The organism is Flavobacterium sp. (genome assembly GCF_046293665.1).
GTDB lineage: Bacteria > Bacteroidota > Bacteroidia > Flavobacteriales > Flavobacteriaceae > Flavobacterium.
Map to the genome: position 1 here is coordinate 287,794 of NZ_JBKBOL010000001.1, position 18,383 is coordinate 306,176.

General features: G+C 34.5%; 16 protein-coding genes. 10 read left to right on the forward strand and 6 right to left on the reverse strand.

Annotated elements, in window-relative coordinates; translation table 11 throughout:
- Nucleotides 1–19 precede the first annotated feature (19 nt).
- From ACK4R1_RS01220 to ACK4R1_RS01230, 3 genes are all read right to left on the reverse strand, one after another.
- Nucleotides 20–1,615 carry an Ig-like domain-containing protein gene (locus ACK4R1_RS01220; protein WP_409682501.1) on the reverse strand — a complete coding sequence of 532 codons (1,596 nt, stop codon included), beginning with the start codon at nucleotides 1,613–1,615 and terminating at the stop codon, nucleotides 20–22.
- Between the two features lie 120 nt (nucleotides 1,616–1,735).
- Nucleotides 1,736–2,056, reverse strand: a complete 321-nt coding sequence (locus tag ACK4R1_RS01225; protein WP_409682504.1) for a hypothetical protein — start codon at nucleotides 2,054–2,056, stop codon at nucleotides 1,736–1,738.
- 72 nt (nucleotides 2,057–2,128) lie between these two features.
- On the reverse strand, nucleotides 2,129–2,812 hold the full coding sequence (locus ACK4R1_RS01230; protein WP_409682507.1) for a ComF family protein: 684 nt from the start codon (nucleotides 2,810–2,812) through the stop codon (nucleotides 2,129–2,131).
- A gap of 97 nt (nucleotides 2,813–2,909) precedes the next feature.
- Between ACK4R1_RS01230 and ACK4R1_RS01235 the strand changes: the two genes are divergently transcribed.
- From ACK4R1_RS01235 to ACK4R1_RS01270, 8 genes are all read left to right on the forward strand, one after another.
- Nucleotides 2,910–4,451, forward strand: coding sequence for a glycine--tRNA ligase (locus ACK4R1_RS01235; RefSeq protein WP_409682510.1), 1,542 nt, complete (start codon nucleotides 2,910–2,912; stop codon nucleotides 4,449–4,451).
- 297 nt (nucleotides 4,452–4,748) lie between these two features.
- Nucleotides 4,749–5,633 (forward strand): LytR/AlgR family response regulator transcription factor, encoded by an 885-nt coding sequence (locus tag ACK4R1_RS01240; RefSeq protein WP_409682513.1) that lies wholly within the window; start codon nucleotides 4,749–4,751, stop codon nucleotides 5,631–5,633.
- Between the two features lie 32 nt (nucleotides 5,634–5,665).
- Nucleotides 5,666–6,322, forward strand: a complete 657-nt coding sequence (locus tag ACK4R1_RS01245; RefSeq protein WP_409682516.1) for a response regulator transcription factor — start codon at nucleotides 5,666–5,668, stop codon at nucleotides 6,320–6,322.
- 323 nt (nucleotides 6,323–6,645) lie between these two features.
- On the forward strand, nucleotides 6,646–7,011 hold the full coding sequence (locus ACK4R1_RS01250; RefSeq protein ID WP_409682519.1) for a hypothetical protein: 366 nt from the start codon (nucleotides 6,646–6,648) through the stop codon (nucleotides 7,009–7,011).
- 24 nt (nucleotides 7,012–7,035) lie between these two features.
- On the forward strand, nucleotides 7,036–9,060 hold the full coding sequence (locus ACK4R1_RS01255) for an ATP-binding protein (protein ID WP_409682522.1): 2,025 nt from the start codon (nucleotides 7,036–7,038) through the stop codon (nucleotides 9,058–9,060).
- Between the two features lie 338 nt (nucleotides 9,061–9,398).
- Complete coding sequence (locus tag ACK4R1_RS01260; RefSeq protein ID WP_409682524.1) at nucleotides 9,399–9,656, forward strand: hypothetical protein; 258 nt, start codon at nucleotides 9,399–9,401, stop codon at nucleotides 9,654–9,656.
- Nucleotides 9,657–9,749: 93 nt separating this feature from the next.
- Nucleotides 9,750–11,801, forward strand: a complete 2,052-nt coding sequence (locus ACK4R1_RS01265; protein WP_409682527.1) for an ATP-binding protein — start codon at nucleotides 9,750–9,752, stop codon at nucleotides 11,799–11,801.
- Entirely contained in the window at nucleotides 11,798–12,463 is a 666-nt protein-coding gene (locus tag ACK4R1_RS01270; RefSeq protein ID WP_409682530.1) for a response regulator, read from the forward strand. Before ACK4R1_RS01265 ends, ACK4R1_RS01270 begins: the two co-directional genes overlap by 4 nt.
- A 191-nt stretch (nucleotides 12,464–12,654) precedes the next feature.
- On the opposite strand, the gene thiL is transcribed toward ACK4R1_RS01270, so the two are convergent.
- On the reverse strand, nucleotides 12,655–13,698 hold the full coding sequence (gene thiL / locus ACK4R1_RS01275) for a thiamine-phosphate kinase (protein WP_409684039.1): 1,044 nt from the start codon (nucleotides 13,696–13,698) through the stop codon (nucleotides 12,655–12,657).
- Between the two features lie 212 nt (nucleotides 13,699–13,910).
- On the opposite strand from thiL, the gene ACK4R1_RS01280 reads away from it, so the two are divergent.
- The gene (locus ACK4R1_RS01280; RefSeq protein ID WP_409682533.1) at nucleotides 13,911–14,396 is read left to right on the forward strand and encodes a DinB family protein; all 486 of its coding nucleotides are present in this window, start codon (nucleotides 13,911–13,913) and stop codon (nucleotides 14,394–14,396) included.
- Between the two features lie 56 nt (nucleotides 14,397–14,452).
- On the opposite strand, the gene ACK4R1_RS01285 is transcribed toward ACK4R1_RS01280, so the two are convergent.
- Entirely contained in the window at nucleotides 14,453–15,427 is a 975-nt protein-coding gene (locus tag ACK4R1_RS01285) for a helix-turn-helix transcriptional regulator (RefSeq protein WP_409682536.1), read from the reverse strand.
- An 89-nt stretch (nucleotides 15,428–15,516) separates the two neighbouring features.
- Here ACK4R1_RS01285 and ACK4R1_RS01290 point away from each other — a divergent pair, with 89 nt between their 5' ends.
- Nucleotides 15,517–16,443 carry a 1-phosphofructokinase family hexose kinase gene (locus ACK4R1_RS01290; RefSeq protein ID WP_409682539.1) on the forward strand — a complete coding sequence of 309 codons (927 nt, stop codon included), beginning with the start codon at nucleotides 15,517–15,519 and terminating at the stop codon, nucleotides 16,441–16,443.
- Between the two features lie 114 nt (nucleotides 16,444–16,557).
- Here the strand turns inward: ACK4R1_RS01290 and lepA are convergent, their stop codons facing one another.
- Entirely contained in the window at nucleotides 16,558–18,354 is a 1,797-nt protein-coding gene (lepA, locus tag ACK4R1_RS01295; RefSeq protein WP_409682542.1) for a translation elongation factor 4, read from the reverse strand.
- Between the last annotated feature and the right edge of the window lie 29 nt (nucleotides 18,355–18,383).

Below are 18,383 nucleotides of genomic sequence, written 5' to 3' on the forward strand. Positions count from 1 at the left end.
ACTTATATGGCTTATAGGGTTAACCGCCTAAGTTAAAAGGCTGCTCCACATCCCAATTAGAGCGAACATCTATTTCTTTTGGAAAATAAATCACTTCTTCAGATTGGTGTTTTTCGAGAAAATTTCCGGCATCCCAAATCTTATTTTTGTTATCGTCGTAGATGATTCTCAAGGTGTATAAAGCCGGTTCAATAGCGTCAAAGTATATGGCAGTATCACTTTCTGTATATGCTGTATACTTAACTTTTCCGGTCTTATCAGTCAGTTCTACTATAATCGGAAAACGTTTGGCGTTTTCAAGAATGACTCTCAAATTCCCGTAATCAGAACTATTTTTGGTACTGACTTTATAAGACAATGTATCATTTTCTTTTTCAAAAAAATCAGTCATTGCACCCGGCATTGCTTTAATAACATAGCGTTCTAAAGGTTCTCTTTTAAAATCTAAGTAGAATTTTTGATTAAAATCATCATACTCTGTAGTAAAATCAAGCGCAATAGAATCTTTATTGATTACGCTGATTTTGGATTGATCCCATTTCACCAAAGGCGTTGAGCTGTTTAATGAAAATCGCTCGCGAATTGGTAAAATCCCTGTGAAATCAGCACTAAAAGATAATGTATCGGCTTTTGCAGCTTTCATTTTTACGATGAAATCGGTTTTATAATTGTCTTTTTCAACATTTACTTGAAGTGAATCTGCTTTTATAGGCTTAAACCAAATCTGTAATGAGTCCTTTTTCGGCATTTGAGTTACCAATGATGAAATGATTTCTGAACCATTTTTTACAATTACTTTGGTGTCTTTCCCTTTACCTTCATAACCCATTAACATTCTTGATTTTGCAGCCAATGTTGGTTTAAATGCTTTAAACGGAGGTATTTCTTTAAATAATTCTAACTCAAAAATAGTGTCATTTGGAATGGTAATGTATTGTTTTTGGAAGCCAATTTTATCTGACTTAGGATTGTAAACATTATTACCATTGTCTTTCAAAGCCACCAAAAGATACTTCCCTTCTTTAAGATTTTCGAGTTTGACTATTTGCAAACTGTCTAAAGTATTGGTTATATATCTTGGCGTTTCTTTATAAATCGTGGAATCATTAAATTGTTCATTAACTTCATACAACATTACCGAAACGAAATTATCAGTTTTCTTTTCCAAAGCGTCTTTGACTTTTACATTTAACGCTAAGGAATCGATATAACTTCCGGTAGAAAACACGTATTTAAACTGTGAATAAGGATTGCCTTCATTATTATCTTGTATGCTTTGACCAAAATTGAAACTATAAGTGGTATTAGGCAAAAGTGTGTCTTTTATTTTGATGGTCAATGTTTTGCTCGCATTATAAGGCAAAATTTCAGGTTGATTTTTCATAGGTGGCGAAATAATCAACTGTTTGTTGGCGTTTTTGAGCTTTACATATTCATCAAAAACCAATTTGATTTCTTTTCCATTAAAATTGGTAGAAAAATTTTTGGGCAAACTCGATTTCAAAACCGGAGCAAGCGTGTCTTTATCTCCGCCGGTAATTGTACCGCGCTTGGCACAACCAATGGTTAAAAATATTAGCAGTAAAGAAAAATATTTGAAGTGAGTTTTTCGCATAAAGCATTTTTTCAAAGCACAAAATAACAATTATATTTAGTGTGAATGAAATGTTTTAGCCGAAACTTAACAAATTGAACATTGACCCATTATTTATAAAGCTATTACCTTTGTTGATGGTCAATTATACGATAGAGCAAAGAGTCCTACCAAACCAGCTATTATGGACAAAGGTAGCGCTACTGTCTTCACTACTGAAAGTTTTCTTTTTTGGATGTCTGTGATATCATTTATTGGAATTTGTTTTTCCTCAAAATCTTCTGAAACGAGTATTGTGTTGTCTTTGACATTATGAAAGACGACTTTAGAGTACTTATTATTTCGTTCAATCTTGTACGTTTTACCAGTTTCCATCTTGGTTGGATCATTGTCTATAGCTTTGTAACTAAAGCAACTTTGGAATAAAATAATAATTGCAAATAATAAAAAGATTTTTTTCATAAGAGTTAATTTAAAAGTTAATCCATAACAAACATAAGAAAATATTTTCATTTTTTGGTTTTTTTGTAAAAATTAACTGTGTGACATGGCCATGCAAACTATGCTAATTTTGGCATTTGGAATTTTGAGCAGTTCACGACTACAAGCTTCCAATGTTGAACCGGTTGTTATTACATCATCGATTAATAAAAAATGTTTGCCATGATGGTTTTCAGAAAAAGTTACGTCAAAAATGGTTTTGCTGATATCAGCACGACCTAAAAGTGATTTCTTGGTTTGGGTTTTCGTGTATAATTTTCGCTGGAGTATGTTTTCTTCATAGGGAATGGCTAAGTTTTGTGCCAATGCTTGTCCGAATTTAGTCACCTGATTGTAACCGCGTTCTCTAAACCTTCTCTTATGTAATGGAACAGGAATGATGTAATCGATATTTTTCATGGATGCCAAATCTTTTAATTCTGAAGCATACCAATGGCCTACAATTTCGCCGATTTCTTGTTGTCCTTTGTATTTCAATTGATGCATCATTTCCTGAACAATGCCTTTTTTATGGAAATAAAAAAAAGCTGCACCAAACTCTAACGGAATTCTACCATAGAACTTTTGGTACATTTCGTTCTCTTCATTTTTGTGGAAATTGGTCAGCGGAATTTCGTGTCGGCATTGCGTACAAATCAACAATTCATAACTCAATAAAATGGAGCGACAACCGGCGCAGGACTTTGGAAAAAATAAATTCAAGAGATGATTGAGCATAAAAAAGTAATTTTCTTACATAAAATTATAAAAAAATTCTATTCTAATTGATTTTTAGGCCTTTTTTTATCATCGCTTTTTATATTTTTGCAGCATTATGGCAAAACAAGAAGATTTATTTAAGAATGTAGTTTCGCATGCAAAAGAGTACGGATTTATTTTTCCGTCGAGCGAAATTTACGATGGTCTAAGCGCAGTGTATGATTATGCGCAAAACGGCGTCGAATTAAAAAAGAACATTAGAGAATATTGGTGGAAAGCCATGGTGCAAATGCATGAGAATATCGTTGGTCTTGATGCCGCAATTTTGATGCATCCAACCACTTGGAAAGCTTCAGGTCACGTGGATGCGTTCAACGATCCGTTGATTGACAACAAAGACTCTAAAAAAAGATACCGAGCCGATGTTTTAATTGAGGATTATGCCGAAAAATTAAACCTTAAAGCCAAAAAAGAAATTGAAAAAGCCCGTGAACGTTTTGGCGCTTCTTTTGACGAAGAGCAATACAAAACGACCAATCCGCGAGTGATGGAATATTTAGCCAAAGAACGTGAAATCTTGGAAAGAATGGGTCGTTCTCTTGGTGCGGGAGATTTAGAAGATGTAAAAGCCTTAATTGAAGAGTTAGAAATTGCCGATCCGGAAACCGGTTCCAGAAATTGGACGGATGTGAAGCAATTCAACTTGATGTTTGGCACAAAACTAGGCGCTTCAGCAGAAAACGCAATGGATTTGTACTTGCGCCCGGAAACGGCACAAGGTATTTTCGTAAACTTCTTAAACGTACAAAAAACCGGAAGAATGAAAATTCCTTTTGGTATCGCTCAAACGGGAAAAGCGTTTAGAAACGAGATTGTAGCCCGTCAATTCATTTTCCGTATGCGTGAATTTGAACAAATGGAAATGCAGTTTTTCGTAAAACCGGGTGAAGAAATGAAATGGTACGAATACTGGAAAACTACTCGTTTGAACTGGCATTTATCTTTGGGTTTAGGCAGAGAAAACTACCGTTTCCACGACCATGAAAAGTTAGCACACTACGCCAATGCGGCTGCGGATATCGAATTTAATTTCCCTTTTGGTTTCAAAGAATTAGAAGGCATTCACTCGAGAACCGATTTCGATTTGAAAGCACACGAACAATATTCAAGTAAAAAACTGCAATATTTTGACAACGAAACCAATTCGAACTATGTTCCCTATGTAGTAGAAACTTCGGTTGGTTTGGACAGAATGTTCTTGGCGGTTTTTGCTACTTCCTTAAAAGAAGAAACTTTAGAAGACGGTTCTACCAGAACAGTTTTGCGTTTACCGAGCGTTTTAGCACCAACCAAAGCAGCCGTTTTACCATTAGTAAAAAAGGATGGACTGCCGGAAGTTGCTCAAAAAATCATTGAAGATTTGAAATGGGATTTCAACGTCGCTTATGACGAAAAAGATGCAGTTGGTCGTCGTTACAGAAGACAAGATGCACTTGGAACGCCTTTCTGTATCACAGTTGACCACCAAACTTTAGAAGACGAAACGGTAACCATTCGCCACAGAGATACCATGGCGCAAGACCGCGTTAAAATTTCAGCGTTAAGAGACATTATCAGCAACGAAGTCTCCATGAGAAACTGGTTGATGAAAATGTAAAATAAAACAAATATGATATTTAAGCCCAAGTTCTTTCAGAACTTGGGCTTTTTATTTTTGTAAGATTAATTCCTGAATAAAATTCACATATCAACAGATTGGGCGTTTCTGTCAACAATTTGAAAAACTCAAAAAACGATGGTATAATTTCGTTACAACGAAAATCGGCACATTTGGTCGTTTTTATTTTTGTGTTTAATTTTTAATACTAATATTTAGTTTAACATAAAGTTTCCCCCAAAACTACCTGTTAATTTAATCAGAAAATGCTGTCCCAAAATCAACGGATAAGCGTTAATGAGTCACACTTACATAATTATTGATGACAATCAAGACGATGTCACGAAAACTCAGGTCATAGCTGAGCGCTTTCGTAACCTTTCGTTTGTCGCTTCAGCTAATAATTATGACGAAGGTGTTAACTTGATTCTCGAACACCAACCTCATCTTGTTTTTCTCGAGATTGATCCTTCAGATAAAAAAAGCAATCTTGCTTTGTCATTAATTAATGAATTGTACCGTTATTTAAGTGTTGTTCCTAAAATTATCATCACAACCTCTAAGAAAGATTTGGCCTATGAAGCCTTGAAATATGAAGTGGTTGATTATTTGCTAAAACCATTAGACATTAATGATTTCAGAAAAGCAATATTGAAATTTGACCGCGCCATTAAATCAGATTTGCCACACATGGAAGTCAAAAATCCGGCGGCGACTTTTGAAGTTTTAGATGAAACCCTTACGGAAGAGACAGAAACTGCCGAACATGAGGTTGAAGTTAAGACCATTCCGGCAACGGTTGAAAATCAGGTTGTCATTCAAAAACAACAATCGCTGATAATTTGTGTCAAATCTTATGGTGATTATCGCTACATCGACTCAAATGATATTCTTTATTTTGAAGCCGATAACAACTCTACTGATATACACTTGAATAATGGCGAAATGATTACGGCATTCAAAACCTTGAAGCATTTTGAAACTGTTTTACCGCAAACACAATTCTTGCGCATTCACAACAGTTATATTATTAATGTCGACCAAGTATCGAGAATCCATACCGGAAATACCGTTTGTTATATTAAAAACTCAACGACCAAACTGCCGTTCTCCAAATCTTATAAAGACAATGTTGATTTGATTATCACTCGCATTGCCGGCGGAAATTATTTGGAGATATAGCAGAAAAATAATACATTTACTAAAATTTGACCATGGAAGTAGCCGTATTAATTATAGATGATCATCTACCCATTATAGAAGGATACAAGGCAATATTGTCTTACAATCCGTTTGGATACAAATTAATTACCAGCACTGCATTAAGTTGTGAATCGGCATACGAGTTGATTTCGACAACTAAAATTGCATTTGATGTGGTTACTATAGATTTCACAATGCCTCCATATCTTGATAAAAACATCCACGATGGAGCGGATTTAGTTCCTATAATCAGACAATATCTGCCAAATGCCAAAATTATGATGATGACTTCGCATTCAGAAACATTATTATTATTAAGGTTGATTAAAGAATGTAATCCAGAAGGACTTTTGGTCAAAAGTGATTTTTTGGCAGAAGACCTTTTAGTTGCTTTTGATGCCATAGTCAGAGGTGAAAACTATTATAGTAGTACGGTCCAAAATCTTAAACAAGAGCTAAAAGAATCCAGTAAAGTACTGGATTACTACAATAGACGAATAATCATGTTATTGTCTCAAGGGATTCAAACCAAAAATTTACCCGAATACCTAAACCTTTCCAAAAGCGCGATTGACAAAAGAAAAGTCACGATAAAGGAATTTCTGGGGCTTGAAAAAGGCACTGACGAAGACATCCTCAGAGAATCGCGAAAACAAGGTTTAATATGATTTTACCCTAAAAAAACAATCCTTTTCTAAAATTTTAACAAAATGTACACTTTTAGTGTAACAGAAAGTCATGGTAGTATGTTAATTTTACCTCAATAAAAAACAATTTTATTATTGGTAAAAAAGCAAGACTTACCATCTTGAGTATGTAGCTAAATTAGAGTGGTATCTTATTTGGTGAAAATTAATTGAAATTTTGTTCTGTTTATTTTGGGTTTGTTATTAAACAGGAGTATGCAAAAACCAACCAAAATACAGCCTTGGCTTTGATGTTTGGACGACAAAAAGCTCGGGCTGTATTATTTTAACTGCTAACTATTTTTATGTATAAAACATACTTGCTTTTTCTAAACTTTATTTTGTTTTCGTCTTTGGGTATTGCTCAAGATAAAGATAAACCAGAACATGCCTATTTAAAAGTAAAGACTGGTGAAGAAACCATTACTTATGAATTTAATTCTATTATTGATTTTAATGAAAATTCAGAAAAAATATTAAACGAAGTTACGGTTCCTACTTTCACCAATAAAAAAGAAAAAGAACCCAACATAACCATAGAAATTTCTATTACGTATCACGCAAACCATAGTTCTACCACCATAACAGGATCGGTTACGACACTCTTATCTTCTATTGTAGCTGAAGTAAAAAAACTTCGAACTCAATTATTAGCAATTGTAATAGGATAATATAATTTCAATTAAATTGACTGTATGAATAAAAGCTGTGGATTTTTATTGTTAATTATAATTCTAATAAGTTGTAACTCTGGAACAACTGACAAAACTAGTAGCCCAACCAATGACTCCATTCAAAAATACCTTGCCTTGGCAGGGAATGACACTTTGGATTTTGATAAAAGAATAAAGTATAATGATAAGGCGTTAAGTTTTTTGGATTTGGAGAGAAATGATAGTTTGACGAGGGAGTATTTGAATTTAGTGGTTTATAATTATTTAATAACAAAAGATTTAATCAAGCTAAAAAAAACCTCATCTATTTACTTTAAAAAAATTAATGCTGTTAATGACACTTTGGGTTTTGCAAGATATTATAGATATAAAGGTGGATATTTTAATAAAACTCAAGTCTGGGATTCCTCTTTTTTTTATTACAGAAAATCTGAAAATTTATATAAAAAAATAAAAGATAAAGAAGGATTAGCAAAAGTGAATTTATTAAAGGCAATGGTTCAAGATAAACTAAATGACCATTTAGGTTGCGAATTATCAGTAAAAAAAGCCTATTTATTTTATAAAAATAAAAAAGAAAACAACTATGAATTTATGATGTGTAACATAGTCCTTGGCAATAATTATCATGAACTAAAAGAATATGATAAAGCAATTCAGATAATGAAAACGGCTCTCAATCTTGTAAAAAGAAACAATATTCAAGACAAAAAAAACAATTTGAGAGGAACATGTCTTAACAACATCGGAAATTCATATAGAGAACAAAAAAATTATTTAAAAGCGGGATATTATTTTAAACTGGCACTATCTGAAGAAAAAAAACCAAAAGACCCCGAGTTGTATGGTTACATATTAAATAATCTTGGATATTGTTATTTAAAAACAAATTCTAATGACAAGTTACCTTATATTTTTTACAAAGCCGACAAAATATTTGACAGCCTTAAAATTAAAAACGAACGTTCAGTTATCAACATAAATTTGTCTGAATACTTCTTAAAAGAGAAAGACTCAATAAAAGGTCGACAGTATGCTGAAAAAGCCGTTCAATTCGCTAAAGAATCAAAAGCAACTCATTATTATTTAACAGCATTAAGCCATGCAGGCAGTATCAATCCAAAAAAAGCTCCTACATACATTAAAGAATACCATCGAATCAATGACAGTATCCTTTTTGCCGAAAGAGTAGCCAGAAACGAATATTATAAAATTCAATTAGAAACAGAGGAAATTACACAACAAAAAGACATAGCTCTAAAACATAGGGCTTTTGTGATTGTAGTCGCAATTTTTCTTCTTTTTATTTCTATTTTGATTTTTATCATAGCTCGTCAACGTTTAAAACAAAAAGAACTTCACATTAAGCAAACAGAACAAAAAGCCAGTGAGGAAATATACCAACTCATGCTTAACCAAGAAGACAATAAGGAAAAAGCACGTCAAATAGAAAAAAAGCGGATTGGCCTTGAATTACATGATGGTATTATCAACAAACTGGTGAGCACACGACTCAATCTTTCGATACTAACCATTAATCGTGATGAGACTACCATTAAAAAATGCTTAGACTATATAAAAAACATTCAAAACATTGAAAAAGAAATTCGAAATGTTGCCCATGATTTAAATCAGGAAGCGTTTTTAAACTCCAATAGCTTCAGTAGACTATTAAACAATATCACCGACGACTTAAACAAAACAAGTAGTACTATCTTTAAAATAGATTTCAACGATGCCATTGACTGGAATACCATTTCTAACACTAAAAAAATGAATTTGTATCGCATAATTCAAGAAGCCAGCCACAATATCATCAAGCACGCAAAAGCAAAAAAAGCAGCAATAACGATTCTAATGGACGACACCAGAATCAATCTCTCTGTGACTGACGATGGTATAGGATTTAAAACCTCTGATTCTGAAAATGGCATTGGATTGAAAAACATGAAGTACAGGATAAAAACCTTAAAAGGCAAATTCGAGATTACTTCTAAACCAAATCTAGGAACTTCTATCAACATCTCAATCCCCAAAAAAGACTAACTTGATATAGTCAAACAGCATTACAATCTCTCCAAAAAAAAACATTCCTGTTCTAATGTTGACAATTTATTCAAATGGATACTCATAAAAAAAATTGGTTGTCAACAATTCCTTTAAATTATCAACATCTTTAAGGAAATTGCCAAAATCATCCACCCAGATTTGACTATCATTCACTCACAAACGAGGTCATTCTACCATAAACACCAATATATATAGGGATTCACAGAGACATCCTTTTTAGTTTTACATCGTGAAAGTGTGAAAGCCCTCAAATCATTAAAAGCCCACACTTATTAAAACGAAACAAAAACATTAACAATAAAAAGTCTCAAATTATGAAAAAATTAGCATCAACCTTCGGACTATTGGCTTTAATGCTTGTAGTTACTTCATTTACTACTCCAGTAGACACAGGCGGTAGTGGAACAAAAAAACCTGTATTAGAATTTAATAATGAAACAGGCGGTAGTGGAACTAAAAAACCTGTATTAGAATTTGATAACGAAACTGGTGGTAGTGGAACTAAAAAACCTGTACTAGAATATGATAACGAAACTGGTGGTAGTGGAACTAAAAAACCGGTATTAGAATAATTATACTTTGAAAAAATAATAACCACTCTTCACAGAGTGGTTTTTTTTTGGAAATTGTTTAGTATTTTTGGGGAATATTAAATAACACTCACATTGAAAATAAATAAATTTTATTTTATTTTTCTTATTTTAATTGTTAGCTGTAACAAGGATAAAAAGCCAACCATTGACAGCGATAATAAATCACTCGACAGCATTAATTTGTTTTTGAGAAACGTTAACAGTGTTAAAATTGATACGAAAACACAATACAAGAACTATAAAAAGGCTCTTCTAGTATACCAGGATCAACCAAACGATTCAGCCACTAGAAATAAACTATTTTCCATCACTCAAGGATTTTATAGACTAAACAAAACTAAAGAATTTCAAATAGCTTCTAATTTACTGATTGAGAAATCTATTAAAAGCAAAGATAGTTTTAATTTAGCTCAAGGCTATCGCTATAAAGGAAATCAACTCAAGAATGTTTTAAATAGCGATAGTGCATTTTACTATTATTTCAACTCAGAAAAAATCCTAAAAAAAATAAAGGAAAAAGAAGTGCTTTCAAATGTGCTTTTAAACAAAAGTATTATTCAATATAACATTGGAGATTTTGTTGCAGCTGATAGATCATTAACCGAAGCCTATGAAAAAACTGATGTTACCAAAGAATTTGACAAAGCATATGCCATCTTGACTATGATGGGAATAGTTGCTGTTGATGCCAAAGATTATGATAAAGCAATTGAATATTTTAATAAAGGATTAAAAATAGTTGATGCAAACCAACTCAAAGGGAGCTTTCAAAGGGAAACTTGTTTAAACAATATTGGATATGTTTATCAAAAAAAAGGCGATTACAAGATCGCCACAAATTACTATTATAACGCATTAAAAAATACAAAAATAGAGTTTGACGATCAAGAGCTTTATAGTTTGCTTATTGATAATTTAGCATATTCAAAATTTAAAATAAGAGATCTGAACGAATTACCTAATCTATTCTTTACCTCTTTAAAAGTCCGAGAAAATCTACAAGAAACATCTCTAATTATACTTAGCAAAATACACATTTCAGAATATTTTATATTTAAAAGAGACACTTTAAAATCTCAAATATTTGCAAAAGAAGCTCTTGATTTAGCTCAATCATCAAAAAAAACCAGAGACATTCTAGTAGCATTAAAGCAAATGTCTAACGTAGGTTTAAAAAACTCCTCTAAGTATTCCAAAGATTACATTAAAATAAGCGATAGCATTCAAGAGGTTGAGAAAAAATCACAAGAAAAATTCGCCCGTCTCCAGCTCGAAACCGACGAAATTATCCAAGAAAATGAAGGCTTAGCAGAAAGCAACAGAAACCTTCTCTATGTTTTTGTAGTTTCCTTTATACTAGTAGTCCTATTATTTGTTGTAAGAGCACAAAGAGCCAGAACTCGTGAATTACTGTACAAACAAGCCCAACAAAAAGCCAACGAAGACATTTACAACCTAATGATGTCGCAGCAAGCTATCATTGATGAAAGTCGAAATAAAGAGAAAAAACGCTTAGCTCAGGATTTACACGATGGTGTTTTAGGCAGAATGTTTGGTCTGCGCTTAAATCTAGACAGCTTAAACTCAAGCACCGAAGAAGATGCCGTACAAAAACGTTTTGAATTACTAAACGAACTCAAAACCATCGAACAAGACATTCGCGAAATATCCCACGACTTGAATAGAGAAAAACAAGTTTTAATTAATAACTTTGTTTCTATCGTACATAATTTATTAGAAGAACAAAAAACGGCATTTGAAGTGAATGTCAACTATACCATTGACGAGAACGTGGTTTGGGATAAAGTAAGTAATGCTATTAAAATCAACTTATATCGCATTCTTCAGGAAGGCTTGCAAAACATTAACAAGTATGCCAACGCCAAAAACATTTTGGTAGAAATAAAAGGCGATAATGAAAATGTATATTTGAAAATCCAAGACGACGGAGTTGGATTCGATGTCAATAAGAAAAGTAAAGGTATTGGTATGCAAAACATGATATCAAGAACTCATGATTGTAAAGGAATTATCGACATCAATTCTAAAAAAGGCAATGGAACCAAAATTATAATTACCATACCAATAGAAACTAAACAACCTATAACAGTAGAACAAGAATGAAAAGCCCTATCCAAATTTTAATCGTAGATGACCATCCGTTCATTATTGAAGCCTACAAAAATGCAATCAATAAATATGGCCAAAAAGGCTATGAATTTATAGTAACACAAGCCAACAACTGTAAAACAGGCTATGAAAACATTATAGATTCAGCTAAAAAATTTGACATCGCCTTTTTTGACATCAGTATGCCCGAATATGCCGAAAAAGGAATCTATTCCGGAGAAGATTTAGCGGCGTTGATGAAAACCGAAATGCCGGAGTGTAAAGTAATTCTTTTGACGATGCACACAGAATTACTTAAGATAAACAATATCATCAAAAACATCAACCCAAGCGGTTTAATTATCAAAAACGACCTGACTTTTGACGAATTACTCTTTGCCTTTGATAAAATCATTAACGACGAAAGTTATTACAGCCAAACCGTAATTAAATTAGTAGGGCAAGCCCAATACAACAACATCGAATTAGATGTTTTCGACAAGCAAATACTATTTCATCTATCTAAAGGTGTAAAAACTAAAGATCTACCAACCTATATTCCGCTTTCTTTAAGCGCTATCGAAAAAAGAAAACTAAATATCCGCGAAATCCTTGAAGTAGCCGGCGGAACCGATGTTGATTTAATCAGAGAAGCCAAGAATAAAGGTGTCATTTAACGATATTACGGGAAACCGTAATCAAATATGCGGGAAACCGTAATTAACGCTTAGCTACAATAACTAACTTAGCTGAATGATTTCAGGGTTAGTATTTGTAGAATTAATCCAGTAGTTATAAAACCTCAAACTACTGCTTAATTTTTCAAGACTTAGGGGGAAAGCGATACTTTCGGGTATCGCTTTTTTTATTATTCCATAGCGTCCCAACCTCGAGCTTTCAAAGGAATTTTGGTGTTGGCTCTTGTGATTAAGTGTATGCCTTCGCTTTCTTGTGTTAAATGCCCAATAACCGTAAAATTAGGATTGGCTTTTATCTTATCAAAATCCTCTAAGGCAATCGTAAACAGCAATTCATAGTCTTCGCCACCATTAATCGCAACGGTTGTGGAATCAATATTGAATTCTTCACAAACATTGATAAACTGTGGATCTACCGGAATTTTTTCTTCGTATAAATTACAGCCGACTTTACTTTGTTTACAAATATGAATAATCTCCGAAGACAATCCATCCGAAATATCAATCATAGAGGTAGGTTTAACTTCCAATTTTTCTAATAAAACTCTGATATCATGACGTGCTTCCGGTTTTAACTGGCGCTCTATTAAATAAGTATAGGCATCCAAATCGGGTTGGTTGTTTGGATTCACCTGAAAAACTTGCTTTTCGCGTTCCAAAACCTGCAATCCCATATAAGCCGAACCTAAATCTCCGGTTACCACTAATAAATCGCCATTATTGGCGCCATTTCTGTAAACCAAATCATTTTCATTTGCTTCGCCTATAGCTGTAATCGAAATAATCAATCCTTTTTGTGACGAAGTAGTATCACCGCCAATGACATCTACATTATAGAATTTGGCTGCCAAAGCAATCCCATCAAACAGTTCTTCCAAAGCTTCCAGCGGAAAACGATTAGAAACCGCTACTGAAACGGTTATCTGTGTAGGTTTAGCATTCATAGCACAGATGTCTGAAACATTCACCACAACGGCTTTATAACCCAAATGTCGCAACGGCATATAAGACAAATCAAAATGCACACCTTCAATCAATAAATCGGTTGACACAACTGCTTTTTTATCCTTAAAATCCAAAACGGCTGCATCATCGCCTATGCTTTTTAAGGTCGATGGTTGTTTTACATCAAAGTTTTTGGTCAAATGGTCAATCAAACCAAATTCGCCTAATTGGGAAAGTGAAGTCCGTTGCGGAGTTTTATCTTCTAACATATTAAAGTTGTTGAGTGCCTGAGTTACTAAGTTTCTGAGCCACAAAGGTACTGGTTTCATAGCTTAATCACAATAAAAATAACACTCAGTTACTTAGCTACTCAGCGACTTAGTTATTTTTTTAAAATAAATTTAACCTTTCAAATTCCTACTGACATACTGTTGTCATTGCTCCTTTTTAATTTTGACTTATAAATAAAAAACAACAACTTATGGAAACTATGAACACCTCATCAATTTTATCAAAAGAACAGTTATTGCGCCACTGGCAAGGCCATCGTTTTGTAACACGCCGCGTTATCGAAGCTTTTCCTGAAAAAGAATTTTTTGAGTTCTCAATTGGCGGCATGCGTCCGTTCTCAGGTTTGGCCTCTGAGTTACTTTCTATTGCGGTTCCGGCTTTGAAAGCTATTATTTCAAGAGACAGCCAACCTTACACCGAAGAAGGCTTTATATTAAATACGAAAGCAGACTATTTGCAAAAATGGGACGAAGCTACTGAAGAAATCAACCGTCTTTGGGCCCAAATTCCTGAAGAAGATTTTGAAAAAACCTTCAATTTGTTCGGGCAATATGAATTTCCGATTTACCAAAACATCTTTTATTTTATCGACAATGAAATTCACCATCGCGGACAAGGTTATGTTTACCTTAGAGCACTTGGAATAGAACCTCCATTTTTTTGGGAACGTTGGTAGGGCCGAACCGAATTGTTTTTTGCAGGAGCCAGCCGGCGCGCTGGTTAAAGCCTCGATTAGTCGGGGCTTTTTTGTAATCGTTGGCGATAACTATCCATCAGTTCTAAAACTCGGTTTTTCAATGATAGTGGCTCTATTATTTCGGCATAATCGGCATACATCAAATACCAACGGGAAAATCCGTTTTCTATATCTCGAGACAAGAAAGTCATTTCTACCAAATCACCCACATTTTTTTGTGAAACAAATCCGTGGTAATTTTTTTCATAGGAAAGATATTTGCTGATTTTTTTATCAACTAAAAGTCGGACAGTTGTTGTTGGCGATTTCTTTTCTTTATCCAAAAAAGTTTCTAAAGCATCATGCTCTTTGGTAAATGAAATTTCGGTTTTTTTAATTCCTTCCATTCGATCAACACGAAACTGACGATAATCATTTCTCAAATGACAAAAGCCTAATACGTACCAACTGTTATTATCGTGAAAAATTCCAACCGGTTCAATAGTGCGCAAAGAAGCATTTTCGGCTTCAACAGCCTGATAATCTAGTATAACTTGAGTTTTATCGGCTATACTTTTAAAAAGGATTGCCATAGCATTGGGAACCTTCTCATTGAATAAATCGCCGTTCGGTGGCTGTATCAGTATTTTGGATTCGATGCTCGAAACCCAATCTTTATCCGAACTTTGCATCACTGATTTGATTTTAAACATGGCCGATTGGTAATGCTGTCCCAATTCCTTATCAATAAATTTTTGCATTAGTTTTTCGGAAGCAATAAAACTGCTTGCTTCTTCTCGGGTAAACATAACCGGTGGTAAACGATAGCCGTCAACTAATGAATATCCTATTCCCGCTTCGCCATAAATAGGCACTCCTGATGCTTCAAGCGTTCGAATATCTCGATAAATGGTACGCAAACTTACCTCAAAACGTTCTGCCAATTCCTGAGCCTTGACAACCTTTTTCGATTGTAACTGAATCAGAATGGCGATAATACGGTCAAACCGTTTGGGAGAATCATCTAACATAAAAGACGTTTATTCAAAGATAGTACTTTATGGTAAAAGGATAAAGACAATAAATTTTCGCACCTTTACTATAAATAATTTTTTTTACAATGAAGACACATCAAATCATTACCCTTACGGTCAATCCATCATTAGATAAGTCTACCCATTTTTCAGAATTGGTTCCCGAAAAAAAGATCCGTTGCGAAAAACCAAGATACGATGCCGGTGGAGGCGGAATAAATGTCTCTAAAGCCATTTCTAAATTAGGAGGAAATTCTGTTTGTGTGTTTACTTCAGGCGGTTCAACCGGTGGAAAGTTAGAAGAATTAATCGCCAATGAAGGAATTGAGAGCATCGTCATAAAAACAAAAAACTGGACGAGAGAAAATTTTATTGCTTTTGAAAACAGTACCAAAGCGCAATACCGATTTGGATTTCCGGGAGAGGAATTTTCAACCGAAGAAATAGAAACTATTCTAACGATGATCAAAGAACTAAAAACAACCTATTTGGTTCTCAGTGGAAGTTTAAATGAAGGTTTACCAACAGATTTCTATCAAAAAATTGCTGTAACCTCAAAAGCTTCCGGAATTAAAGTAATTGTGGATACTTCGGGCGAAGCGTTGAGAAAAGTGTTGGAAACCGGAGTTTGTTTGATTAAGCCAAACATAGGTGAATTAGCCAAATTAATCGGAACCGAAAGATTAGAATTACCCGAAGTAGAAAAAGCCGCTAAATCTTTAATCGAAAAAGGAAGCGCTGAAATTGTTGTTGTTTCTCTTGGAGAAAACGGCGCTATTTTGGTTTCAAAAGACCAAACTGAATTTATTGCGGCTCCAAAAGTCACCAAGAAAAGTACTGTTGGTGCTGGCGACAGCATGGTAGGCGGAATGGTTTGGGCTTTGTCTCAAAACAAAACTTTAAAAGAAGTCCTTCAATGGGGTGTTGCTTGTGGAACAGCGGCCACCATGAACGAAGGTACACAACTTTTCAAAAAAGAGGATGTCGAAAAATTGTTTGAAGGAATGCAGTAGTTTTTTTACCACATAAGTCATATAAGATTCTTATATGACTTATATGGTAAAAAACAAAACCCAACAACTTTCGCCATTGGGTTTCATCTATATTCTATGTTCTATTTTCTTAAACTAGTCGTTCAACTTCAAAACCGCCATAAACGCTTCTTGCGGAATTTCAACATTGCCTACCAAACGCATTCTTTTCTTTCCTTTTTTCTGTTTTTCCAACAGTTTACGCTTACGCGAAATATCTCCACCGTAACATTTGGCAGTAACGTCTTTACGTAAAGCTTTGATTGTTTCACGCGCGATGATTTTGGCACCAATCGCTGCTTGAATCGGTATGTCAAATTGTTGTCTTGGGATTAATTCTCTCAGTTTTTCACACATTTTTTTACCAATGTTGTAAGCGTTACTTTCGTGAATCAAGGCCGAAAGCGCATCGACTGATTGAGCATTTAATAAAACATCCAACTTCACTAATTTAGAGGCTCGCATTCCAATTGGCGAATAGTCAAACGACGCATAACCTTTGGAAACGGTTTTTAATCTATCATAAAAATCGAATACAATCTCTGCCAAAGGCATGTCGAAATTCAATTCAACTCTTTCTGTCGTTAAATAGGTTTGATTCGTGATAACACCTCGTTTTTCAATACACAAACTCATTACATTGCCAACATAATCAGCTTTCGTGATGATGGTCGCTTTGATAAACGGTTCTTCAACTCGGTCTAATTTCGAAGGTTCCGGTAAATCGGATGGATTGTTAACTACGAAACCAACTTCGGGCTCTTTTTTAGTATAAGCCAAATAAGAAACGTTGGGAACTGTTGTGATTACAGTCATATCGTATTCGCGCTCCAAACGTTCTTGGATGATTTCCAAGTGCAACATTCCTAAGAATCCACAACGGAAACCAAAACCTAAAGCGGCCGAACTTTCTGGGGTAAACACCAAGGAAGCGTCATTCAATTGTAGTTTCTCCATCGAAGCACGCAAATCTTCGTAATCATCGGTGTCTACAGGATAAATTCCGGCGAAAACCATTGGTTTTACATCTTCAAATCCTGTAATCATATTGGTGGTTGGCGTTTTAGCATCGGTTAAGGTGTCACCCACTTTTACTTCTTTCGCCTCCTTAATTCCGGATATTAAATACCCAACATCACCGGTAGAAATCACGTTTTTCGGAACCTGATTTAACTTCAACGTTCCTACTTCATCGGCAAAATATTCATTGCCGGTCGCCATGAATTTGATTTTTTGCCCTTTTTTTATCTCTCCGTTTTTGATGCGGAAAATAACTTCGATGCCGCGAAACGGATTGTAATGCGAATCAAAAATCAACGCCTGTAATGGTTCGTCTTTATTGCCTTTTGGTGCCGGAATTTTTTCAATAATGGCTGCTAAAATATTTTCCACGCCAAAACCGGTTTTACCCGAAGCGTGAATAATATCTTCCATTTTACAACCTAATAAATCGATAATGTCGTCACTTACTTCTTCCGGATTAGCGCTTGGTAAATCTACTTTGTTCAACACCGGAATGATTTCCAGGTCATTTTCTAAAGCCAAATACAAGTTAGAAATGGTTTGTGCCTGTATACTTTGCGCCGCATCTACAATCAACAAAGCGCCTTCACAAGCGGCAATGGAACGGGATACTTCATACGAGAAATCAACGTGTCCTGGCGTATCAATAAGGTTTAGGATATAATCTTCGCCTTTGTATTTGTATTCCATTTGAATAGCGTGACTTTTAATCGTAATGCCTCGTTCGCGCTCCAAATCCATATTGTCGAGCAATTGGGCTTTTTCTTCACGAGCGGTAACGGTTTGGGTAGCCCCAAGCAATCGGTCTGCCAGCGTACTTTTTCCGTGGTCAATGTGTGCAATAATGCAAAAATTTCTAATGTGCTTCATCTTCTTTTAGCTGTAATTCAACTGTAGTC